Below are 26,130 nucleotides of genomic sequence, written 5' to 3'. Positions count from 1 at the left end.
GGGGATGGCGTAAGACATGGTGAACGAGGAGAAGTACCTCGATTACCTCAAGCGGGCGACGGCCGATCTCCGCGAGGCGCGGCGCAGGCTGCGCGAGGTGGAGGAGCGCGACCAGGAGCCGATCGCGATCGTGGCGATGAGCTGCCGCTACCCCGGGGGCGTCGACACCCCCGAGGCCCTGTGGGAGCTCGTGGCCCGCGGCGGGGACGCCGCCACCCCGTACCCCGCCGACCGGGGATGGCCCGCCGAGGTCCTCTTCGACCCCGACCCGGACAGCGGCATCGAGGCGTACGAGCAGGTCGGCGGCTTCCTGCACGACGCCCACCACTTCGACCCGGGCTTCTTCGGGATCTCCCCGCGCGAGGCCCTCGCCATGGACCCGCAGCAGCGGCTCCTGCTGGAAACCTCCTGGGAGGCCTTCGAGCGGGCCGGCATCGACCCGGCGTCGCTGCGCGGCAGCCGCACCGGCGTCTTCGCGGGCCTGATGTACCACGACTACGCCGCCCGGCTGTTCAGCGTCCCCGAGGAGATCGAGGGCTTCCTCGGCAACGGTAGCTCCGGCAGCATCGCCTCCGGCCGCATCGCCTACACCCTCGGCCTCGAAGGCCCCGCCGTCACCGTCGACACGGCCTGCTCGTCCTCGCTCGTCGCCGTCCACCTCGCCGCCCGGGCCCTGCGCAGCGGCGAGTGCACCCTCGCCCTCGCCGGCGGCGTCACCGTCATGTCGACGCCGGGCACCTTCACCGAGTTCAGCCGCCACCGCGGGCTGGCCGGCGACGGCCGCTGCAAGTCCTTCGCCGCCGCCGCCGACGGCACCGGCTGGGGCGAGGGCGCCGGCATGCTCGTCCTGGAACGCCTCTCCGCCGCCCGAGCGAACGGGCACCCCGTCCTCGCCGTCATCCGCGGCACCGCCGTCAACCAGGACGGCGCCAGCAGCGGCCTCACCGCCCCCAACGGCCCCTCCCAGCAGCGGGTCATCCGCGACGCGCTCGCCGGGGCCCGTCTCTCGCCCGCCCAGATCGACGCCGTGGAGGCCCACGGCACCGGCACGACGCTGGGCGACCCGATCGAGGCCCAGGCGCTGCTCGCCACGTACGGCCAGGACCGGCCCGACGACCGGCCGCTGCTGCTCGGCTCCGTCAAGTCCAACATCGGGCACACCCAGGCCGCCGCCGGCGTCGCCGGGATCATCAAGATGGTCATGGCGATGCGCCACGGCACGCTGCCCAAGACCCTGCACGTCGACGAACCCACGCCGAACGTCGACTGGTCGCAGGGCGCCGTCCGGCTGCTCACCGAGGCCGTGCCGTGGCCCGAGACCGGCGCCCCGCGGCGCGCCGGCGTCTCCTCGTTCGGCATCAGCGGCACCAACGCCCACACCGTCATCGAACAGGCCCCGGCCCCGGAAGCCGCGGAAGCCGCGGAGCAGCCCGCCGGGCCGTCCACCGCTCCCGCCCCCGTACCGCCGCTGTGGAACCTGTCGGCCAAGTCCCCCGACGCCCTGCGCGCCCAGGCCGAGAAGCTGCACGCGCACCTGACGGCACACCCCGGGCTGCGCGCCGGGGACGTCGCCCACTCGCTCGCGAGCGGACGCACCGACTTCGAGCACCGGGCGGTCCTCACGGCTGCCGACGAGCCCGGACTCCTCAGCGCGCTGGAGTCCCTCGCCGCCCTCGGCCCGGAGGGATCCGCCCCCGGCGTCACCCGCGGCCGGCCGGTCGCCGGCAAGCTGGCCTTCCTGTTCACCGGGCAGGGTAGCCAGCGCCTGGGCGCGGGCCGGGAACTGTACGCCGCCCACCCGGCGTTCGCCGCCGCCCTGGACGCGGTGTGCGAGCGGTTCGACCCGCTCCTCGAACTGCCGTTGAAGGACGTGCTGTTCGGGTCGGACGCGGGCCTGCTGGACCGGACGGAGTACGCCCAGCCGGCGTTGTTCGCCGTCGAGGTGGCGCTGTTCCGGCTGTTGGAGTCGTGGGGTGTGAAGCCCGACTTCCTCTGCGGTCACTCCGTCGGCGAGGTCGCGGCCGCGCATGTGGCGGGCGTCTTCTCGCTGGAGGACGCTTGCAGGCTGGTCGCGGCGCGTGGCCGGCTGATGCAGGCGCTGCCCGCCGGGGGCGTGATGATCGCCGTTCAGGCGTCGGAGGACGAGGTCCTGCCGCTGCTGACCGGCGGGGTGAGCGTGGCCGCGGTCAACGGCCCGCAGTCGGTGGTCATCGCCGGCGACGAGGACGCCGCCGTCGCGGTCGCGGAGTCCTTCGCCGGCCGCAAGACCAAGCGGCTGACGGTCAGCCACGCGTTCCACTCGCCGCACATGGACGGCATGCTCGAGGCCTTCCGAAAGGTCGCGGAGGGGCTCACGTACGCGGCCCCGCGCATCCCGGTCGTGTCCAACCTGACCGGCGCCCTCGCGGGCGAGGAGATGGCTTCGGCCGGCTTCTGGGTGCGGCACGTCCGCGAGGCGGTCCGCTTCCTCGACGGCATCCGCGCCCTCGCCGCCCGCAACACCGTCCACTTCCTCGAGATCGGCCCGGACGCCGTCCTCTCGGCCCTCGCCCAGGACTGCCTGCCCGACCGCACCGACACGGCCGCCTTTGTCCCCGTCCTGCGCACCGGCCGGCCGGAGACCGAGACCCTGACCGGCGCCCTCGCGCGGCTCCACGTCCGCGGCACGGCCGTCGACTGGGACGCGTACTACGCCGGCACCGGCGTCCGGCGCGTCGACCTCCCCACGTACGCCTTCCAGCGCGAGCCGTACTGGCTCGACGCCGGACGCCCGCCGGCCGACGTCTCCGCGGCCGGCCTGGGAACGGCCGGACACCCGCTGCTCGGCGCCGCCGTCGCCCTCGCCGACCTCGACGGCTTCCTCTACACGGGCCGGCTCTCCCTCGACACCCACCCCTGGCTCGCGGACCACGCCGTCACGGGTTCGGCCGTGCTGCCCGGCAGCGCCTTCGTGGAGCTGGCGATCCGGGCCGGCGACCAGGTCGGCTGCGACCTCCTGGAGGAACTCACCCTCCACGCACCGCTCGTCCTGCCCCCGCACGGCGGCGTCCAGGTGCAGCTGTGGGTCGGCGCCCCCGACGCCACCGGCCGCCGCTCCCTCGGCGTCCACTCCCGCCCCGAACCCGCCGCCGACGGCGCCGGGACGGGCCCCGACGCGGCCGAGCTGCCGTGGACCCGGCACGCCGACGGCGTCCTCGCGGCGGGCGCCCCGCAGCCGTCCTTCGCCCCGGACACCTGGCCGCCGGCCGACGCCACCCCGCTGCCCGTGGACGAGCTGTACGCCGGGCTCGCCGAGGCCGGGCTGCACTACGGGCCCGCCTTCCAGGGCGTCCGTGCGGCCTGGACGGGCGCCGACGCGACCTACGCCGAGATCGAGCCGGCGGAGGAACTGCGGCCCGAAACCACCCTGTTCGGCCTGCATCCCGCCCTGCTCGACGCCGCCCTGCACACCATCGGCGTCGCCGGGCTCGTCGAGGACACCGGCAGCGGCCGGCTGCCGTTCTCCTGGACCGGGGTGTCCCTGCACGCCGTGGGCGCCTCCACCCTCCGCGTACGGCTGGCGAAGGCCGGACCGGACACGGTGTCGCTGGCCCTCGCCGACGGCACCGGACAGCCCGTCGCCGACATCGCCGCACTCACCCTGCGCGCCGTCTCGGCCGAGCACCTGGACACCGGGCCGGGCGGCCCCCAGGACCACCTGTTCCACGTGGCATGGCCCCCGCTCACCCTCCCCGACCCGGCGGACGTGACCCCCGGTGCCGCCGAGGAGCCCGCGCTCGTCCTCGACGGGCCGGACGCCGCCGAGGCGCTGGCCGCGGCCCTCGACACAGGGACCACCGCCCCGGGCACCGTCCTCGTACGCCTCCCCGCCGCGCCGCAGCTGACCCCCGAGGCCGTGCGCACGGCCACGCACGGCACTCTCCGCCTGCTGCAGCACTGGCTCGCCGACGACCGGCTCGCCGACAGCCGCCTCGTCGTCCTGACCCGGGGCGCGGTCGCCGTGCACTCCGGCGACGGCGTGCCCGACCCCGTGCACGCCGCCGTCTGGGGGCTCGTACGCTCCGCACAGTCCGAACACCCGGGCCGCTTCGTCCTCGTCGACAGCGCGGAGCCGCCCGCCGAGGTGTCCGGGACCGTCCTGGACGCCGTCCTTGCCTCCCAGGAACCCCAGCTCGCCCTGCGCGCGGGCACGGCTCACGCACCCCGCCTGGCCAGGACACCCGCCGGCACCGGCACCGGCGCCGGCACCCCGGCGCGGGCGCCCGCGTACGGCGCAGAAGGCACCGTCCTGGTCACCGGGGCGGCCGGCACCCTCGGCCGGCTCGTCGCCCGGCACCTTGTGGCCGAGCGCGGCGTACGCCGACTGCTGCTGCTGAGCCGCCGCGGGGACACCGCGCCCGGGGCAGCCGACCTGACGCGCGAACTGGCAGACCTGGGCGCCGAGGTCACCTGGGCCGCCTGCGACGCCGCCGACCGGGAGGCGCTCGCCGCCGCCCTGGCCGGCATTCCGGCGGAGCACCCGCTGACCGGTGTCGTCCACACGGCCGGCGTCCTCGACGACGGCGTCATCGACTCGCTCACACCCGAACGCCTCGACACCGTCCTGCGGCCCAAGGCCGACGCCGCCCTCCACCTCCACGAGCTGACCCGCGACGCCGGCCTGTCGGCCTTCGTGCTGTTCTCCTCGGCCGCCGGTGTGTTCGGCGCCCCCGGCCAGGGCAACTACGCCGCGGCCAACTCCTTCCTGGACGCCCTCGCCCAGCACCGCCGCGTCCAGGGCCTCCCGGCCCTCTCCCTGGCCTGGGGCCTGTGGGAGGACGCCGACGGCATGGCCGGCGCCCTCGACCGGGCCGATCGGGAACGGATGAAGCGCGGCGGCGTGCAGGGGCTCACCGCCGCCGACGGCCTCGCCCTCCTCGACCTCGCCGAAGCCCTCGCCGCGGCCGACACCGAGGACGGTGCCGAGGGCGCCGCCGACGGCGACGCCGGGCGGGCCCTCCTCGTGCCGATGCGGCTGGCCCTGCCCGCCGCCGGGCCGGGCGTGCCCCCGCTGCTGCGTGGCCTGGTCCGCACCCCCGTACGGCGCACGGCCGCCGGTGCCGGTGCCCCCGGCCGCACCAGGACGGAGCCGTCCGGTCTGGAACGCAGCCTGCGCAGCCTCGACGCCGCCGGGCGGGAGCGGCTGCTCCTCGACCTCGTCCGCGGCCACGTCGCCGACGTCCTCGGCCACGGCAGCCCGGACGCCGTCGAACCCGGACAGGCCTTCAACGAGCTGGGCTTCGACTCCCTCACCGCCGTCGAACTCCGCAACCGGCTCGGCGCGGCCGTCGGCCGCCGCCTGCCCGCCACGCTCATCTTCGACCACCCGACCTCCCTGGTCCTCGCCCGCCACCTCGCCGCCGAACTCGGCGCGGACGACGAACGGGCAGCCCACGCCTCGCCCGCACCCGCCCCCGGACACGGCGGCGCGGCCGGTGCCGACGACCCGATCGCGATCGTGGCGATGAGCTGCCGCTACCCCGGCGGCGTCACCACACCCGAGGAGCTGTGGCGGCTGCTGGAGAGCGGCGGCGACGCCATCACCGGCTTCCCGGCCGACCGCGGCTGGGACGTCGAGGCGCTGTACCACCCCGACCCCGACCGCCCCGGCACCTCCTACACCCGCCACGGCGGCTTCCTGCACGACGTCGCCGGGTTCGACCCGACGTTCTTCGGGATCAGCCCCCGCGAAGCCGTCGGCACCGACCCCCAGCAGCGGCTGCTGCTGGAGACCACCTGGGAGGCCTTCGAACGGGCCGGCATCGACCCGGCCACCGTCCGCGGCAGCCGCACCGGCGTCTTCGCCGGCGTCATGTACCACGACTACGCCGCCGTGCTGGAACGGTCCGCCGACGGCGCCGACGGCTCGCTGGGCTCCGGCAGCACGGGCAGCATCGCCTCGGGCCGCGTCTCGTACACCTTCGGCCTCGAAGGCCCCGCCGTCACCATCGACACCGCCTGCTCGTCCTCGCTGGTCGCCCTCCACATGGCCGTCCAGGCCCTGCGCAGCGGCGAGTGCGACCTGGCCCTCGCCGGCGGTGTCACCGTCATGGCCACCCCGGGCACCTTCGTCGGCTTCAGCCGCCAGCGCGGCCTGTCCGCCGACGGCCGCTGCCGCGCCTTCTCGGCCGACGCCGACGGCACGGGCTGGGGCGAGGGCGTCGGCGTGCTGCTCGTGGAGCGGCTGTCGGACGCCCGGCGCAACGGCCACCCGGTGCTGGCGGTCGTGCGCGGTTCCGCCGTGAACCAGGACGGTGCGAGCAACGGCCTGACGGCGCCCAACGGGCCCTCGCAGCAGCGCGTGATCCGTGCCGCCCTCGCGAGCGCCGGCCTGTCGGCCGCCGACGTGGACGCCGTCGAGGCCCACGGCACCGGCACGACCCTCGGCGACCCCATCGAGGCCCAGGCCCTCCTGGCCACCTACGGCCAGGACCGTCCGGCGGACCGTCCGCTGCTCCTCGGCGCCATCAAGTCGAACCTCGGCCACACCCAGGCCGCGGCCGGCGTGGCCGGCGTGATCAAGATGGTGCTGGCCATGCAGCACGGCGTGCTGCCGCGGACCCTGCACGCGGAGCGGCCGTCGCCGCACGTCGACTGGTCGGAGGGCGCCGTCAGCCTGCTCACGGAGTCCGTTCCGTGGCCGGAGACGGGCCGGCCGCGCCGGGCCGGTGTCTCCTCGTTCGGCATCAGCGGCACCAACGCCCACACCGTCATCGAGCAGGCGCCGGCCGAGCCGGACGCCGACCAGAACGCCGATCCCGACGCCCTGCCGGTGCCGGCCGTGCTGCCCCTGCGGCTCTCCGGCCGTACGGCGGACGCCCTCGCCGCCCAGGCCCGGGCCCTGCGCACCCACCTGGACGACCGGCCCGGCCTCGCGCTCGCGGACCTGGCCCACTCGCTGGCCACGACCCGCGCAGCCTTCGACCACCGCGCCGTGGTCGTCGCGAAGGACCGCGACACGGCGGTCACCGCCCTCGACGCACTCGCCGCCGGACGGCCCGCCCCCGGGCTGACCCGGGGTACGGTCGCCAAGGGCGGCAGGACCGCCTTCCTGTTCACCGGGCAGGGCAGCCAGCGCTTGGGCGCGGGCCGGGAACTGTACGCCGCCCACCCGGTGTTCGCGGCGGCGCTGGACGCAGTCTGCGCCGAGCTGGACGCCGACCTCGAACTGCCGTTGAAGGACGTGCTGTTCGGGTCGGACGCGGGCCTGCTGGACCGGACGGAGTATGCCCAGCCGGCGTTGTTCGCGGTCGAGGTGGCGCTGTTCCGGCTGTTGGAGTCGTGGGGTGTGAAGCCCGACTTCCTCTGCGGTCACTCCGTCGGCGAGGTCGCGGCCGCGCATGTGGCGGGCGTCTTCTCGCTGGAGGACGCTTGCAGGCTGGTCGCGGCGCGTGGCCGGCTGATGCAGGCGCTGCCCGCCGGGGGCGTGATGATCGCGGTTCAGGCTTCGGAGGACGAGGTCCTGCCGCTGTTGACCGGCGGGGTGAGCGTGGCCGCGGTCAACGGCCCGCAGTCGGTGGTCATCGCCGGTGACGAGGACGCCGCCGTCGCGGTCGCGGAGTCCTTCGCCGGCCGCAAGACCAAGCGGCTGACGGTCAGCCACGCGTTCCACTCGCCGCACATGGACGGCATGCTCGACGCCTTCCGCAAGGTCGCCGAGGGGCTCACGTACGCCGCCCCGCGCATCCCGGTCGTGTCCAACCTGACCGGCGCCCTCGCGGGCGAGGAGATGGCTTCGGCCGGCTTCTGGGTCCGGCACGTCCGCGACTGCGTCCGCTTCCTCGACGGCATCCGCACCCTGGAAGCCGCCGGCGTCACGACCTACCTCGAGCTGGGCCCCGACGGCACCCTGTCCGCCCTCGCCCAGGACTGCCTCACCGATGGCACCGCCGCCGCCTTCGCTCCGACGCTGCGCGCGGACCGCCCCGAGGCGGAGACCGTCACCACCGCGCTCGCCCAGGCCCACTGCCGAGGCGTCGAGGCCGACTGGCCGGTGTACTTCGCGGGGACGGGCGCGCAGCGCGTCGACCTGCCCACCTACGCGTTCCAGCGGGAGCGCTACTGGCCGGAGACGGGCACCCCGCTGCCCGGTGATGCCACCGGGCTCGGCCTCGCGACCGCCGGGCACCCGCTCCTGGGGGCGGCGGTGTCCCTCGCGGACGCCGACGGCTGCGTCCTCACGGGCCGGATCTCGCTGCGCACCCACCCCTGGATGGCGGACCACGCGGTCATGGGCTCCGTCCTCGTCCCGGGCACGGCGTTCGTGGAGCTGGCGCTGCACGCCGGCGAACGCGTCGGCGCCCCGGCCCTCGACGAGCTGACCCTCCAGGCGCCGCTGGTCCTCCCCGACGCGGGTGATGCGGTGCAGGTCCAGGTCACGGCCGGGGCCCCGGACGGCTCCGGCCGCCGCCCGGTCGCCGTGTACTCCCGCCCGGCCGACGCCGAGGACGAGCCGTGGCTGCGGCATGCGGCCGGTCTGCTCGCCGGCGAGGTCCGTGCGGCCACCGCCGACCTGGGCGTCTGGCCGCCCGCCGGCGCCGACTCCGTCCCGGTGGACGAGGCGTACGAACTGCTCGACGCCTCCGGACTCCGCTACGGCCCCCTGTTCCAGGGGCTGCGGGCGGCCTGGCGGAGCGACGGCGCCCTGTACGCCGAACTCGCCCTGGACGGACGCGCGCAGACGGACGCCGACGCGTTCGGGCTGCACCCGGCGCTGCTCGACGCCGCCCTGCACACCCTGGCGCTCGACGGCGACCTCATCGCCGCCCCGGCCGCCGACACCGACACCGATGCGGGTGCAGGTGCCGCCCGACTGCCGTTCGCCTGGACCGGCGTCCGGCTGCACGCGACCGGTGCCTCGGCGGCGCGCGTCCGCCTCTCGCCGGCCGGCCACGGCGCGGTCTCCCTGGACCTGGCCGACGCCACCGGCCGGCCCGTCGCCTCGGTGGACGCGCTGGCCCTGCGCGCGGTGTCGCCCGAGCAGATCGGCGCCGCGGCCCGCGAGGGCCGCCCGGGGTCCCTGTACCGGGTCGAGTGGACGGCGCTCCCCGCCGACCGGACGGCCGCGGCTCCGGCCGATGCGGCCGACGTCGTCGTCACCGAGTTGCGTACGGGCGGCCTCCCCGCGGTGCCGGAAGCGGTGCACACCGAGACGGCCCGGGTACTGGGGCTGCTGCAGGAGTGGCTGTCGCAGGACCGGTCCGCGGACGGCCGTCTGGCGTTCGTCACACGGGGTGCGGTGGAAGCCGTACCCGGCGAGGGCCTGCCGGATCCGGTGCACGCCGCGGTCCGGGGCCTGGTGCGTTCGGCGCAGTCCGAGCACCCGGGCCGCTTCCTCCTCATCGATGTCGACGCCGACGCCGGTGAGGTGCAGGGCGCCCTCGCGGTCGCCTTGGCCTCGGGCGCGTCCGAGGTGGCGGTACGGGGAGGCGCGGCGCTGGTGCCGAGGCTGGCCCGCGCCGGGGCGCCGACCGGTGAGCCGGCTGCCGCGTGGGACGCCGAGGGCACGGTGCTGGTCACCGGTGCGAGCGGTTCGCTCGGCGCGCTGTTCGCCCGCCACCTCGTCACCGCACACGGCGTACGGCACCTGCTGCTCGTCAGCCGCCGCGGCGCGACGGCCGAGGGCGCGGCCGAGCTGACGGCCGAACTGGCCGGCCTGGGCGCCCGGGTCACCTGGGCGGCCTGCGACGTCGCGGACCGGGAGGCGCTGGCCGCCGTACTGGCCGGCATCCCGGCCGAGCACCCGCTGACCGCGGTCGTGCACACCGCCGGCGTCCTCGACGACGGCGTGATCGGCTCCCTGACGGCCGACCGCCTGTCGGCGGTCCTCCGCCCGAAGGCCGACGCGGCCTGGCACCTCCACGAGCTGACCCGGGACCTCGACCTCTCCGCGTTCGTCCTGTTCTCCTCCGCCGCCGGTGTCTTCGGCAACGCCGGCCAGGCCAACTACGCGGCCGGCAACGTCTTCCTGGACGCCCTGGCCGCCCACCGCCGGGCCCAGGGGCTGCCGGGCACCTCGCTGGCCTGGGGCCTGTGGTCCGAGGCCGGTGGCGGGATGGGGGCCGCCCTGGACGCCGGCGACGTCTCGCGGCTGGGCCGCGGCGGGGCGAACGCCCTGTCCGCCGCCGAGGGCGTGGCGCTGTTCGACGCCGCACTGGCCGCCGGACAGCCGCCGCTGCTGGTCCCGGTGAAGCTGGACCCGGCCGCCCTCCGCGCCCGGGCGGGCGGCGGGACCCTCCCGCCGCTGCTGTCCGGCCTGGTGCGGACGCCCGTACGCCGGGCCGTCGCCGGCGGCACCGCCGGCGACGCCTCCGGACCCGCCGCCCGGCTCGCCGCCATGACGGCCGCCGAACAGCAGGCGTTCGTCCTGGACCTGGTGCGCACCCAGGCCGCGTCGGTCCTCGGCTACACCGGGCCCGGGGCGGTCGACGCCGACCACTCCTTCCGCGAGCTCGGCTTCGACTCCCTCACCGCCGTCGAACTCCGCAACCTGATCGGCGCCGCGACCGGGCTGCGCCTGCCGGCCACCCTCGTCTTCGACTACCCGACCCCGGCGGTCCTGGCCGGCCACCTGCGGGCCGAACTGCTCGGCGCGGCCCCCGTCGCGCCGTCGTCCCAGGCGGTGGCCGCCGTCCGCGACGACGAGCCCATCGCGATCGTCGGCCTGGGCTGCCGCTACCCCGGTGACGTGCAGTCGCCCGAGGACCTGTGGCGGCTCGTCCTCGACGGCCGGGACGTCATCTCCGGGTTCCCCGACGACCGCGGCTGGGACGTCGACGGCCTGTTCGCCGACGACCCCGGCCAGGAGGGCACCAGCTACGCCCGCGAGGGCGGCTTCCTCTCCGACGCCTCCGCCTTCGACCCGGCGTTCTTCGGGATCTCCCCGCGCGAGGCCGTGGCGATGGACCCGCAGCAGCGGCTCCTGCTGGAGACCTCGTGGGAGGCGTTCGAACGCGCCGGCATCGACCCGCGCACCCTGCGCGGCACCCGGACCGGCGTCTTCGCCGGCGTCATGTACCACGACTACGCCTCCCGGCTCGCGGCCCTGCCCGAGGGCGTCGAGGGCTTCCTCGGCACCGGCAACGCGGCCAGCGTCATCTCCGGCCGGCTGTCGTACACCTTCGGCCTGGAGGGCCCGGCGGTCACCGTCGACACCGCCTGCTCGTCCTCCCTGGTGGCCCTGCACCTGGCCGTGCAGGCGCTGCGCAACGGGGAGTGCTCGCTCGCCCTCGCGGGCGGCGTGACCGTGATGGCGACCCCCGCGGCCTTCGTGGAGTTCAGCCGGCAGCGGGGCCTCGCCGCCGACGGCCGCTGCAAGGCGTTCTCCGCCGACGCCGACGGCACGGGCTGGTCCGAGGGAGCCGGCGTCCTGCTCGTGGAGCGGCTCTCCGACGCCCGCCGCAACGGCCACCCGGTCCTCGCCGTCGTCCGCGGCACCGCGATCAACCAGGACGGCGCCTCCAACGGCCTGACCGCCCCCAACGGCCCCTCGCAGCAGCGCGTCATCCGGCAGGCCCTCGCCAACGCCGGCCTGACCGCCGCCGACGTGGACGCCGTCGAGGCCCACGGCACCGGTACGACCCTCGGCGACCCGATCGAGGCCCAGGCCCTGCTGGCCACCTACGGCCAGGACCGGCCCGCCGGACGGCCGCTGCTCCTCGGCTCCGTCAAGTCCAACATGGGCCACACCCAGGCCGCCGCCGGTGTCGCCGGCGTCATCAAGATGGTCATGGCCATGCGCCACGGGGTGCTGCCCCGGACCCTGCACGCGGACGAGCCCACCCCGCACGTCGACTGGACGGCCGGAGCCGTGACCCTCCTGGACACGGCCACGGCCTGGCCGGAGACCGGACGCCCGCGCCGCGCCGCGGTCTCCTCCTTCGGCTTCAGCGGCACCAATGCCCACGCCGTCATCGAGCAGGCCCCCGAGCCGGCGGAGCCCGAAACGCAGCGGCCCGAGCCCGCGCGGGTGCCCGGCAGCCTGCCGTGGCTCCTGTCGGCGAAGGACCCGCAGGCCCTGCGCGAGCAGGCCGCACGCCTGGCCGCGCACGCGGCCGACCATCCCGAGCTGTCCCTCACGGACATCGGCTACTCGCTGGCCACGAGCAGGACCGCCCTCGACCGGCGGGCCGCGGTGGTCGCCGGGGAGCGCGACGGATTCCTGGCCGGTCTCGCCGCACTCGCCGAGGGCAGCCGGCCGGCCGGCGTCCTCGAAGGCACGCCGACCGCCGGGAAGCTGGCCTTCCTCTTCACCGGTCAGGGCAGCCAGCGCCTGGGCATGGGCCGCGAGCTGTACGCGACCCACCCCGTGTTCGCGGCCGCGCTGGACGCGGTGGGCGAGCGGCTCGACCCGCTCCTCGAACTGCCGCTGAAGGAGGTGCTGTTCGGGTCGGACCCGGCTCTGCTGGACCGGACGGAGTACACCCAGCCCGCGCTGTTCGCCGTCGAGGTGGCACTGTTCCGGCTCCTCGAATCATGGGGTGTAAAGCCGGACTTCCTGTCCGGGCACTCGATCGGCGAGGTCGCCGCCGCGCACGTCGCCGGGGTGCTGTCCCTGGACGACGCGTGCACCCTGGTCGCGGCCCGCGGGCGCCTGATGCAGGCGCTGCCCGCCGGCGGCGCGATGATCGCCGTGCAGGCTTCGGAGGACGAGGTCGCGCCGCTGCTCACCGACCGGGTGGGCATCGCCGCGGTCAACGGCCCGCAGTCGGTGGTCATCGCCGGTGACGAGGACGCGGCGGCCGCCGTCGCCGCGTCGTTCTCCGGCCGCAAGACCAAGCGGCTCGCCGTCAGCCACGCCTTCCACTCGCCGCACATGGACGGCATGCTCGACGCCTTCCGCAAGGTCGCCGAGGGGCTCACGTACGCCGCCCCCCGCATCCCGGTCGTGTCCAACCTGACCGGCGCCCCGGCGGGCGACGAGATCGCCTCGGCCGGCTTCTGGGTGCGGCACGTACGGGAGGCCGTCCGCTTCCTCGACGGGATCCGCGCCCTGGAGGAGGCGGGCGTCACCACGTACCTCGAACTCGGACCCGAGGGTGTCCTCTCCGCGCTCGCGCAGGACTGCGTCACCCGGGACGACGCCGGTTTCGTCCCGGCGCTGCGCGCGGACCGGCCCGAGGACGCCGTCCTCGCCTCCGCCGTCGCCCAGGCGCACCTGCGCGGGATCGCCGTCGACTGGTCGGCGTACTACGCCGGCACCGGCGCCCGCCGGGCCGACCTGCCCACCTACGCCTTCCAGCGGCAGCGGTACTGGCTGGAGGCGCCCGCCCACGCCCTCGCCGGCGACATGGCCTCCGCCGGGCTCGGCGCGACCGCGCACCCGCTCCTCGGGGCCGCGGTCGACCTGCCCGACTCGGACGGGTTCCTCCTCACCGGGCGGCTCTCGCTGCGCACCCAGCCCTGGCTGGCCGACCACCGCGTCGCCGGCACCGCCCTGGTGCCGGGCGCCGCGCTGGTGGAACTGGCCGTCCGGGCCGGTGACCACGCGGGCTGCGGCCGCCTGGACGAGCTCACCCTCGAAGCACCGCTGGTGCTGCCCGAGACCGGCGGCCTCCAGCTGCGGCTGGCCGTCGCCGAACCGGACACCGACGGGCGGCGGGCCTTCCAGGTCTACTCGCGCTCCGAGCAGGCCGGCCCCGACGAGCCGTGGACCCGGCACGCCGACGGCATCCTGGCGCCCGACGCCGCGGACGCCGACGGCCAGGCCCTGGAGGAGTGGCCGCCGGCCGGAGCCGTCGCCTGCGCCGTGGACGACCTGTACCCCGGCTTCGACGCCATCGGACTCGGCTACGGCCCCGCCTTCCGCAACCTGCGCCGCGCCTACCGGCTCGGGGACGAGGTGTTCGCCGAGGTCGCCCTCGACGAGGACCGCCTCCCGGAAGCCGCCCCGTACGGACTGCACCCGGCGCTCCTCGACGCCGCCCTGCACGCCGTCGGGCTCGGGGAGTTCTTCCCCGACGGCCCGGAGGGCGCGCGGCTGCCCTTCTCCTGGGACGGCGTACGGCTGCACGCCGCCGGCGCCGCCGCCCTGCGGGTACGGATGGCACCGGCCGGCCGGGACGCGGTGGCGCTGGCTCTGTGGGACGGGACGGGCCGGCCGGTCCTGACCGCCGACTCGCTCGTCCTGCGCCCCCTCGCCACCGACGGCATCGCGGCCGCCTCCGGCCCCGGCACCGGCCCCGTCCGCGAGGCGCTCTTCCGGGTCGACTGGACCGCGCTCGCGCTGCCCGGGGCACGTCAGCCGGAGTCCGGCAGCCGCTGGGCACTGCTGGGCGCCGACCCGCTCAAGACGGGCGCGGGACTGGAACGGGCCGGCGTCCTCGACGACGCCGCCGACCGCACCCACCCGGACCTGGGCACCCTGGCCGAGGTGTTCGACACGGCCGAGGCCCTCGGGGAGCCGGTACCGGAGACGGTCCTCGTCCCCCTGGCCCCCGATCTCGCGACCGCCGGCCGCGGTCCGGGGGTGGCCGCGGCCGCGCACGCCGCGACCGGGCACGCCCTGGAGCTGGTGCAGGGGTGGCTGGCGGACGACCGGTTCGCCGCGTCCCGGCTCGCGGTCGTGACCCGCGGCGCCGTCGCCACGGACCCCGGCGAGGACGTGGCGGACCTCGCGCACGCCGCGGTGTGGGGCCTGCTGCGCTCCGCGCAGGCCGAGCACCCGGACCGCTTCGTGCTGATCGACCTCGACGGCGAGGACGCCTCCCTGCGGGCCCTGCCCGCCGCTCTCGCCACCGACGAGACCCAGCTCGCCCTGCGCGGCGGAACCGCACGGGCACCCCGCCTGGCCCGCGCGGCCCTCACCCCGCCCGTGGACCCGCCGGCCGACGGCACCCCCGCCGGCCGCGGCCTCGACCCCGGGGGCACGGTCCTGATCACCGGAGCCACCGGCACCCTCGGCGGGCTGCTCGCCCGGCACCTCGTCACCGGGCACGGCGTACGGCACCTGCTGCTCACCAGCCGGCGCGGCGCGGCCGCGGCCGGCGCCGGCGAACTCGCGGCCGGGCTGCGGGAACTGGGCGCCCAGGTCACCTGGGCGGCCTGCGACGCGGCCGACCGGGACGCCCTCGCCGCCCTGCTGGCCGGCGTACCGGCCGAGCACCCGCTGACGGCCGTCGTGCACACCGCCGGTGTGCTCGACGACGGCACCGTCACCTCGCTCACCCCGGAGCGGATCGCGAAGGTGCTCCGGCCCAAGGCCGACGCCGCATGGCACCTGCACGAGCTGACCCGGGACCTCGGCCTGGCCGCGTTCGTCCTGTTCTCCTCGGCGGCCGGCGTGTTCGGCAACGCCGGACAGGCCAACTACGCGGCGGGCAACACCTTCCTCGACGCCCTCGCCCAGCACCGCCGGGCACAGGGCCTGACGGGCATCTCGCTCGCCTGGGGCCTGTGGGACGACGAGGCCGGCATGGCCGCGACCCTCGACGAGCAGGACCGGCAGCGCCTGAGCCGCGGCAGCATGAACGCACTGTCCGAAGCCGACGGTCTGGCCCTCTTCGACGCGGCCCTGGGCGCGTCCACGGCCCGCCGGGACGGCCCCGGCACCGGCCCCGCCGAGCCGCCGGCCGCGAGCCTGCTCGTGCCCGCCCGGCTCGACCTGGCCGCACTCCAGGCCCGCGCCGGCGACGGCGTCGCACCCCTGCTGCGCGGCCTGCTCCGGACGCCCGTACGCCGCCGCACGAGCGCCGGCGCGGCCCCGGACGGCGCGGGGTCGCTGGCGGAGCGGCTGGCCCAACTGCCGCCCGCCGAACGGGACCGGGTACTGCTCGACACGGTCTGCACCCACGTCGCCCAGGTACTGGGCCACAGCGGTGCGGCGGCCATCGAACCGGGCAGCGCGTTCAAGGAGCTCGGCTTCGACTCGCTGACGGCGGTCGAACTCCGCAACCGGCTCGGCGCTGCCACCGGCCTCCGCCTTCCGGCCACGATCGTCTTCGACCACCCGACCCCCGAGCAGCTCGGCGCATACCTGCGCTCCGCGCTGCCCCTCGGCGCCGACGGCCCCACCGTCTTCGGTGAACTCGACCGGCTGGAAGCCGCGTTGGCCTCCGACGACGCGGCCGACGCGGACAGCGTCACCCGCTCGCGGATCACGATGCGCCTCCAGGCCCTCATGGCCAAGTGGACCGCCCGCCAGGAACCCGGCCGCGCCACCGGCACCGACGAGGACGCCGACGACGACCTCGACACGGTCACCGACGACGAACTCTTCGACCTGCTCGACGACGAACTCGGCACCTCCTGACCCGAGCACCCCGAGACCGCCGGGCGGGGCCGTCCCCGCCCCGCCCGGCCCCCCACCACACCACCACCCCGGTCAGACCGACCCGTACGACCGCCTCTCTGGCATGGAGCCCACGCACATGGTGAACGAGGACAAGCTTCGCGACTACCTCAAGCGGGCGACCGCCGATCTGCGCCAGGCCCGCAGGCGGTTGCGCGAGGTCGAGGAGCAGAACCAGGAACCCATCGCGATCGTCGCGATGAGCTGCCGCTACCCGGGCGGCGTCCGCACCCCCGAGGACCTGTGGCGGCTCGTCGCCGACGGCCGCGACGCGATCTCCGGCTTCCCCGTCGACCGCGGCTGGGACGTGGAGACGCTCTACGACGCCGACCCCGACAGCGCCGGCTCCAGCTACGTCAGCGAGGGCGGCTTCCTCTACGACGCCGCGCGCTTCGACCCCGCGCCCTTCGGGATCTCCCCGCGCGAGGCCCTGGCGATGGACCCGCAGCAGCGGCTGCTGCTCGAGGCGTCCTGGGAGGCCTTCGAACGGGCCGGGATCGACCCGACCTCCCTGCGCGGCAGCCGGACCGCCGTCTACGCCGGCGTCATGTACCACGACTACACCGCCCGCCTGGACTCCGTCCCCGAAGGCGTCGAGGGCTTCCTCGGCACCGGCAGCTCCGGCAGCATCGCCTCCGGCCGGGTGGCGTACACCTTCGGCCTGGAGGGCCCGGCGGTCACCGTCGACACCGCCTGCTCGTCCTCCCTGGTCACCCTGCACCTGGCCGTGCAGGCCCTGCGGGCGGGGGAGTGCACCATGGCCCTCGCCGGCGGTGTCACCGTCATGGCGAGCCCGGCCACCTTCACCGAGTTCAGCCGCCAGCGCGGACTCGCCCCCGACGGCCGCTGCAAGCCCTTCGCGGCCGCCGCCGACGGCACCGGCTGGGGCGAGGGCGTCGGCATGCTCCTCGTGGAGCGGCTGTCGGACGCGCAGCGCAACGGGCACCCCGTGCTCGCCGTGATCCGCGGCTCGGCCGTCAACCAGGACGGCGCATCCAACGGCCTGACCGCCCCGAACGGGCCGTCGCAGCAGCGCGTCATCCACCATGCCCTCACCAACGCCCGCCTGGCGGCCGCCGACGTGGACGTGGTCGAGGCCCACGGCACCGGTACGACCCTCGGCGACCCGATCGAGGCCCAGGCCCTGCTGGCCACCTACGGCCAGGACCGGCCCGCCGAACGGCCCCTGCTGCTCGGCTCCGTCAAGTCCAACATCGGGCACACCCAGGCCGCCGCAGGCGTTGCGAGCATCATCAAGATGGTCGAGGCGATGCACCACGGCATCGTGCCGAAGACCCTCCACCTCGACGAGCCGACCCCGCACGTCGACTGGGAGGCCGGCGCCGTCTCCCTGATCGGCGAGAACGTCCCCTGGCCGCAGACCGGAGCCCCGCGTCGTGCGGGCGTGTCGTCGTTCGGGTTCAGCGGCACGAACGCGCACGTGATCGTGGAGCAGGCGCCGGAGGCGGAAACCCCGGAGGCGGAGGCCCCGGAGGCGGATGCTCCTGCGGCGGAGGCGCGCTCGGCGATGCCGGTGGTGCCGTGGGTGCTGTCGGGCAAGAGCGCGGCCGCGCTGCGGGCGCAGGCGGAGCGGCTGGCGGGACGGCTGGCCGGGGCGCCGGGTGTGGACCCGGTGGATGTGGGCTGGTCGCTGGCGTCGACCCGGGCGGCGCTGGAGCACCGGGCCGTGGTGCTGGGCGACCACGCCGCCGGCGTCGGCGCGGTGGCGTCGGGTGCGCTGGCCGCGGGCGTGGTGACCGGCTCGGCGGCCGGCGGGAAGACGGCGTTCGTATTCCCGGGGCAGGGCTCGCAGTGGGTCGGCATGGCCGCGGAGCTGCTGGAGAACTCTCCCGTGTTCGCTGCCCGGGTGGATGAGTGTGCGAAGGCGTTGGAGCCCTTCACCGACTGGTCGTTGGTGGACGTGCTGCGGGGCACCGCCGGCGCGCCCTCGTTCGACCGGGTGGACGTGGTGCAGCCGGCCCTGTTCGCGGTGATGGTGTCGCTGGCGGAGGTCTGGCGGGCCGCGGGTGTCCGCCCGGGTGCGGTGATCGGCCACTCGCAGGGTGAGATCGCCGCCGCGTGCGTGGCCGGGATCCTGTCCCTGGAGGACGCGGCCCGGGTGGTGGCGCTGCGGAGCCAGGCGATCGGGCGGGTGCTGGCGGGGCTGGGTGGCATGGTGTCCGTGCCCCTGCCGGCCGCGGAGGTTCGGGAGCGGATCGCGGCGTGGGGCGAGGAGCGGATCTCCGTCGCCGCCGCCAACGGGCCGTCCTCGGTGGTGGTTTCGGGTGAGGTCCAGGCCTTGGACGAGTTCCTGGCCGCGTGCGAGGCCGATGGCGTGCGGGCCAGGCGGATCGCGGTGGACTACGCCTCCCACTCCGCGCAGGTCGACCTGCTCCGCGAGGAACTCGCCGAACTGCTGGCGCCGGTCACGCCGCGCGAGGCGGAGGTGCCGTTCCTGTCCACCGTGACGGGCGAGTGGGTCAAGGGCACGGAGCTGGATGCCGGTTACTGGTTCCGCAACCTGCGGCAGACGGTGGAGCTGGAGAACGCCACCCGCACCCTCCTGGAGCACGGGTTCGGCGTCTTCGTCGAGTCCAGCCCGCACCCCGTGCTGACCGTCGGCATGCAGGAGACCGTCGACGACGCGGGCCGCGAGGCCGCCGTCCTCGGATCCCTGCGCCGTAACGAAGGCGGCCCGGAGCGGTTCTGGCTGTCCCTGGCCGAGGCCTGGGTCCGGGGCGTGAGCGTGGACTGGGAGGCCGTGTTCGCCGGCACCGGTGCCCGCCGCGTGGACCTGCCCACCTACGCCTTCCAGCAGGAGCACTTCTGGCTGGAGAGCGGCGCCGCCCAGGAAGCCGAGGCCGCCACCGCGTACCCGGCCGACACCGCCGACGCCCGCTTCTGGGAGGCCGTCGAGGCCAACGACGTGGCTGCTCTCACCGCGGAGCTGGACATCGACGCGGACGAGGCGCTGACGGCGCTGCTCCCCGCGCTGTCCTCCTGGCGGCGGCAGAACCAGGAGCGGTCCACCGTCAACGGCTGGCGCTACCGGATCACCTGGAAGCCCGCCCCCGAACCCGCCGCGGCCCGCCTCTCCGGCACCTGGCTGGTCGTCGTCCCCGAGACCCCGGCCGGCGCCTCCGACGACAGCGCCGAAGCCGTCCTGCGTACCCTCGCCGAACACGGAGCCGACGTACGGCGCACAGCCGTCCCCGGCACCCCTGACGCCCGCGCCGAGCTGGCCGGGCGGATCCGCGAGACCCTCGCCGACGGCCCCGCCGTAGCAGGCGTGCTCTCCCTCCTGACCCCCGCCGGGACCGACGCGGCCGCCGGTGTGATCGCCACACTCACCCTTCTCCAGGCCCTCGGCGACACCGACGTGACCGCCCCGCTGTGGTGCGTCACCCGCGGCGCCGTCGCCGCGGCCCGCTCCGAGCAGCACCCCGACCCCGCGCAGGCGCCGATCTGGGGCCTGGGCCGGGTGGCCGCACTGGAGCACGGCGAACGCTGGGGCGGCCTGATCGACCTGCCCGGCACGGACGCCGTGGACGACCGGAGCCTGGACCGGCTGGCGGGCGTACTCGGCGGGGACGCCGCCGAGGACCAGGTCGCGGTCCGCCCCTCCGGGATATTCGTACGGCGCCTCGTCCGCGCCCGCCTGGCCGACACGCCCGCGGTACGCGCTTGGCGGCCGAGCGGCACGACCCTCGTCACCGGCGGTACGGGCGCGCTCGGCGCGCACGTCGCCCGCTGGCTCGCCTCCAACGGCGCCGAGCACCTGATCCTCACCAGCCGCCGCGGCCCCGACGCCCCCGGAGCCGCCGCACTGCACGAGGAGCTCACCGCGCTCGGCGCCCAGGTCACCCTCGCCGCCTGCGACGTCGGCGACCGCGACGCCCTCGCCGCGCTCCTCGCGTCCGTCCCCGCGGACCGGCCGCTGACCGCCGTCGTGCACACGGCGGCCGTCCTCGACGACGGGGTCATCGAAGCGCTGACGCCCGAGCAGGTCGAGCGGGTCCTGCGGGTCAAGGTCGACGCGACGCGGCACCTGCACGAGCTGACCCGGGGCCTCGACCTGTCCGCGTTCGTCCTCTTCTCCTCCTTCGCCGCCACTTTCGGCGCCCCCGGCCAGGGCAACTACGCGCCGGGCAACGCCTTCCTCGACGCCTTCGCCGAGTACCGGCGGGCCGCCGGCCTGCCCGCCACCTCCCTCGCCTGGGGCCCGTGGGGCGACGGCGGCATGGCCGAAGGCGCCGTCGGCGACCGGATGCGCCGCCACGGCGTCCTCGAGATGGCCCCCGGACGGGCCGTCACCGCGCTCCAGCACGCCCTGGACCGCGACGAGACCACCCTGACCGTCGCCGACATGGAGTGGAAGCGCTTCGTCCTCGCCTTCACCTCCGGCCGTGCCCGGCCGCTGCTGCACGACCTGCCCGAGGCCCGCCAGGTCATGGAGAGCGCCCGCACCGCGGCGGCCGAGGACAGCGGCAGCGCCGCCCTGCTCGTCCGGCAGCTCGCCGGGCAGCCGGAGGCCGAGCAGGAGCGGCTGCTGCTGGACCTGGTCCGCACCGCCGTCGCCGGCGTCCTCGGCTACGCCGGGCCCGACGCCGTGGAGGCCGGCCGGGCGTTCAAGGAGCTGGGCTTCGACTCGCTCACCTCCGTCGAGCTGCGCAACCGCCTGAACGCGGCCGCCGGCCTCAAACTGCCGCCCACCCTCGTCTTCGACTACCCGACACCCACCGTCCTCGCCCGGTACCTGCGCGCCGAACTCGCCGGCCAGAGCACGGCGGCCGCCGCGCCCGCGCCGACGGCCGCCGCCACCGGGGCGGACACCGAACCGATCGCCGTCGTCGCGATGAGCTGCCGTTTCCCCGGCGGTGTCCGCAACCCCGAGGAGCTGTGGCAGCTGCTCACCTCCGGCGGTGACGCCCTCTCCGGGTTCCCCGCCGACCGCGGCTGGGACGTCGAGGCGCTCTACAACCCCGACCCCGACGCCCAGGGCACCTCCTACACCCGCGAGGGCGGCTTCCTCACCGACGCAGCCGCCTTCGACCCGGCGTTCTTCGGGATCTCCCCGCGCGAGGCCCTCGCCATGGACCCGCAGCAGCGGCTCCTGCTGGAAACCTCCTGGGAGGCGTTCGAACGGGCCGGCATCGACCCGGAGACCCTCCGCGGCAGCCAGTCCGGCGTCTTCGTCGGCACCAACGGCTCCGACTACTCCCACCTCGTACGCGGCGCCGCCGACGGCCTGGAGGGACACCTGGCCACCGGCAGCGCAGGCAGCGTCGTCTCCGGCCGCCTGTCCTACACCTTCGGCCTCGAAGGCCCCGCCGTCACCGTCGACACGGCGTGCTCGGCCTCGCTCGTCGCCCTCCACCTCGCCGTGCAGGCGCTGCGGACGGGGGAGTGCTCCATGGCCCTCGCCGGCGGTATCACAGTCATGTCCACGCCCGGCACCTTCATCGAGTTCAGCCGTCAACGGGGCCTGTCCACCGACGGCCGCTGCAAGGCGTTCTCCGCCGACGCCGACGGCTTCAGCCCGGCCGAGGGCGTCGGCATGCTCCTGGTGGAGCGCCTGTCGGACGCCCAGCGCAACGGACACCCGGTGCTCGCCGTGATCCGCGGTACGGCCGTCAACCAGGACGGCGCGAGCAACGGCCTGACCGCCCCCAACGGCCCCTCCCAGCAGCGCGTCATCCGCCAGGCCCTCGCCAACGCCCGCCTGGCGGCCGCCGACGTGGACGTCGTCGAGGCCCACGGCACGGGCACCACCCTCGGCGACCCGATCGAGGCACAGGCCCTGCTCGCCACGTACGGCCAGGACCGGCCCGCGGACCGCCCGCTGCTGCTCGGCTCGATCAAGTCGAACATCGGCCACGCCCAGGCCGCCGCCGGTGTCGCCGGCGTGATGAAGATGGTCCTGGCCATGCAGCACGGCGTGCTGCCGCAGAGCCTCCACATCACAGAGCCCACCCCGCACGTGGACTGGAGCGCCGGAGAGATCGCCCTGCTCACCGAGCAGCGGGCCTGGCCCGAAACCGGTGGCCGCCCCTGGCGCGCGGGCGTGTCCTCGTTCGGATTCAGCGGGACCAACGCCCATGCCGTCATCGAGCAGGCGCCCGCCGCACAGGGGTCCGGCGGGCAGGCGACCCCTGCACCCCAGTACCCCCACCCCCTACTGACCGCGACGACCCTCGACGGCACCGGCGCCGACGCGCGGATTCCGCTGCCCTGGCCGCTGACCGCCAAGACCGAAAAGGCGCTGCACGGCCAGGCCGAGCGCCTGCTGAACCACCTCGCCACCCGCCCTGACCTGCGGCCTGCCGATATCGGCCACGCGCTGGCCACCACCCGCACGGCCCACGGCCGGCGCGCCGTCCTGATCGGCCGGGACCGGGAGGAACACCTCGCGGGCCTGGCCACCCTGGCCGCCGGAGGCACGGCACCCCTGCTCGTGCAGGGGTCGGTCATCGGGGGCAAGACCGCGTTCGTGTTCCCCGGACAGGGGTCGCAATGGGTGGGCATGGCCGAGGCGCTGTTGGACGCTTCACCTGTGTTTGCTGCCCGGGTGGATGAGTGTGCGAAGGCGTTGGAGCCCTTCACCGACTGGTCGTTGGTGGACGTGCTGCGGGGCACCGCCGGCGCGCCCTCGTTCGACCGGGTGGACGTGGTGCAGCCGGCCCTGTTCGCGGTGATGGTGTCGCTGGCGGAGGTCTGGCGGGCCGCGGGTGTCCGCCCGGGTGCGGTGATCGGCCACTCGCAGGGTGAGATCGCCGCCGCGTGCGTGGCCGGGATCCTGTCCCTGGAGGACGCGGCCCGGGTGGTGGCGCTGCGGAGCCAGGCGATCGGGCGGGTGCTGGCGGGGCTGGGTGGCATGGTGTCCGTGCCCCTGCCGGCCGCGGAGGTTCGGGAGCGGATCGCGGCGTGGGGCGAGGAGCGGATCTCCGTCGCCGCCGCCAACGGGCCGTCCTCGGTGGTGGTTTCGGGTGAGGTCCAGGCCTTGGACGAGTTCCTGGCCGCGTGCGAGGCCGATGGCGTGCGGGCCAGGCGGATCGCGGTGGACTACGCCTCCCACTCCGCGCAGGTCGACCTGCTCCGCGAGGAACTCGCCGAACTGCTGGCGCCGGTCACGCCGCGCGAGGCGGAGGTGCCGTTCCTGTCCACCGTGACGGGCGAGTGGGTCAAGGGCACGGAGCTGGATGCCGGTTACTGGTTCCGCAACCTGCGGCAGACGGTGGAGCTGGAGAACGCCACCCGCACCCTCCTGGAGCACGGGTTCGGCGTCTTCGTCGAGTCCAGCCCGCACCCGGTGCTGACCGTCGGCATGCAGGAGACCGTCGACGACGCGGGCCGCGAGGCCGCCGTCCTCGGATCCCTGCGCCGCAACGAAGGCGGCCCGGAGCGGTTCTGGCTCTCGCTCGGCGAGGCCTGGGTCCGGGGCGTGAGCGTGGACTGGGACGCGGTGTTCGCGGGCACGGGCGCTCAGCGCGCGGAGCTGCCGACCTACGCCTTCCAGTCCCAGCGGTACTGGCCGGAGGCGGCCCCCGCCGAGCCGGAGGCGCCCCAGGAGCAGAGCGCGGTCGACGCCCGGTTCTGGGACGCCGTCGAACGCGAGGACCTCGCCGCCGTCACGGCCGAGCTGCACATCGACGGCGACCAGCCCCTGACCGCCCTGCTGCCCGCGCTGTCCGCGTGGCGGCGCCAGAGCCGCGAGCAGGCCGCGGTCGACGGCTGGCGCTACCGCGTCACCTGGAAGCCCCTCGCCGGCAACATCGCCACCCGGCTGTCCGGGACCTGGCTGGTCGTCGTGCCCGAGGCGCTGTCCGGTCCGGCCGGTGACACGGTCGCCGCCGTCCTGCGTACGCTCGCCGACCGCGCCGCCGAGGTCCGTACCGTCACCGTGGCCCCGGACGCGGCCGACCGGGACACGCTCACCGCCACCCTCAAGGCCGCCACCGGTGCGGCGGCCGCCCCGGCCGGGGTGCTCTCCCTCCTCGCCCTCGGCGGCGAGCCCGAAGACGGCGGCGGGCTGCGCGCCCATGCCGGGCTGCTCGCCACCGCCGCGCTCGTCCAGGCCCTCGGCGACGCCGACGTGTCCGCGCCGCTGTGGTGCGTCACGCGCGGCGCCGTCGCCGTGGCCCGCTCCGAGCGGATCCAGGACCCGGCGCAGGCCCTCCTGTGGGGCTTCGGCCGGACCGTCGCCCTGGAGTACCCCGACCGCTGGGGCGGTCTGCTCGACCTGCCCCCGCAGGCCGACGACCGGACGCTCGAACGGCTCGTGGGCGTCCTGGCCGACGACGGCGCCGAGGACCAGGTCGCCGTCCGCGCCTCCGGGGTCCACGGCAGGCGACTGGCCCACGCCCCACTCGCCGAAGCACCGGCCGTCCCCGCCTGGAAGCCGCGCGGGACGACGCTGGTGACCGGCGGTACGGGCGCGCTCGGCGCGCACGTGGCCCGCTGGCTCGCCTCCAACGGCGCCGAGCACCTGATCCTCGCCAGCCGCCGCGGGCCCGACGCGCCCGGCGCGGACGGACTCCGCGAGGAACTCGCCGCGCTCGGCGCCCGGGTCACGATCGCCGCCTGCGACACGGCCGACCGGGACGCCGTCGCCGCACTCCTCGCGGCCGTCCCCGCCGACCGGCCGCTCACCGCGGTGTTCCACACCGCCGGTGTCCTCGACGACGGGGTCATCGACGGACTGACCGCGGAGCGGTTCGCGACCGTACTCGCCCCCAAGGCGGACGCGGCGCTCACCCTGCACGAGCTGACCCGCGACCTCGACCTGTCGGCGTTCGTCCTGTTCTCCGGAGTCGCCGGCACCCTCGGCGACGCCGGCCAGGGCAACTACGCCGCCGCCAACTCCTACCTCGACGCCCTCGCCGAGCAGCGGCACGCCGACGGCCTGCCCGCGACCTCGGTGGCCTGGGGCCGCTGGGGCGAGAGCGGACTGGCCGCGGGCGGCCACATCGGGGAACGGCTCGACCGCGGCGGTGTGCCCGCGATGGCCCCCGCCGCGGCGATCCGCGCCCTCCAGCAGGCCCTCGACCACGCCGAGCCGGCCGTCGCCGTCGCCGACATCCGGTGGGAGCTCTTCACGCCCGGCTACACCGCCGTACGGCCCAGCCCGTTCCTCGGCGACCTGCCCGAGGTACGGCGGCTTCTCGCGCAGGCCGCCCCCGCCGACGGTGCCGCGAGCGGCGCCGACGGGCAGGGGGCCCCGGGCGAGGCGCTGCGGCGCAGGCTGTCGGTGATGCCGCAGGCCGAACAGGCCCTGGCCGTACTGGAGCTGGTCCGCTCCCACGCGGCGACCGCGCTCGGGCACCCCACCACGGACGAGGTGGGCGCGGGCCGCGCGTTCAAGGAGCTCGGCTTCGACTCCCTGATCGCACTGGAGCTGCGCAACCGCCTGAACGCCGCGACCGGGCTGAAGCTTCCGGCGACGCTGGTCTTCGACCACCCGACCCCGGCCGTCCTGGCCGAGTTCCTGCGCGCCGAGATCGTCCGGGACGGCAGCACCGCGGCCGCGCCCGGCATCGCCGAGCTCGAGAAGCTCGAATCCGCGCTGTCCGTCCTCGACCCGGACGACGGGACGCGCGCCGACATCGCCTCGCGCCTGCAGGCCCTCCTGGCGAAATGGGGTGAACCGCAAGCCCCTTCGAGCGGCGGGGCCGTGGCCGAGAAGCTCCAGGAAGCCACGCCCGACGAGCTCTTCCACTTCATCGAGAACGAGCTCGGCATCTAGCACAGCGGACAGCAACAGCAGGCAGTAGTGGCACGAGGGTTTGTGACGAGCATGGGTGAGG

General features: G+C 75.9%; 2 protein-coding genes. Both read left to right on the top strand.

The genetic code is table 11. From position 1 onward, the window contains the following. Positions 1 to 19 precede the first annotated feature (19 nt). A complete protein-coding gene (locus AC068A_RS15605; RefSeq protein ID WP_478585138.1) occupies positions 20 to 16,288 on the top strand; it encodes an SDR family NAD(P)-dependent oxidoreductase in 16,269 nt (5,422 codons plus the stop codon). Between the two features lie 118 nt (positions 16,289 to 16,406). Next, positions 16,407 to 26,069 carry a type I polyketide synthase gene (locus tag AC068A_RS15600; protein WP_478585122.1) on the top strand — a complete coding sequence of 3,221 codons (9,663 nt, stop codon included), beginning with the start codon at positions 16,407 to 16,409 and terminating at the stop codon, positions 26,067 to 26,069. Positions 26,070 to 26,130: the final 61 nt, after the last annotated feature.

The organism is Streptomyces sp. NPDC043854, from assembly GCF_056436005.1.
Note: the sequence above shows the minus strand (reverse complement) of the source record. Positions and strands in the feature narration are given on the sequence as shown.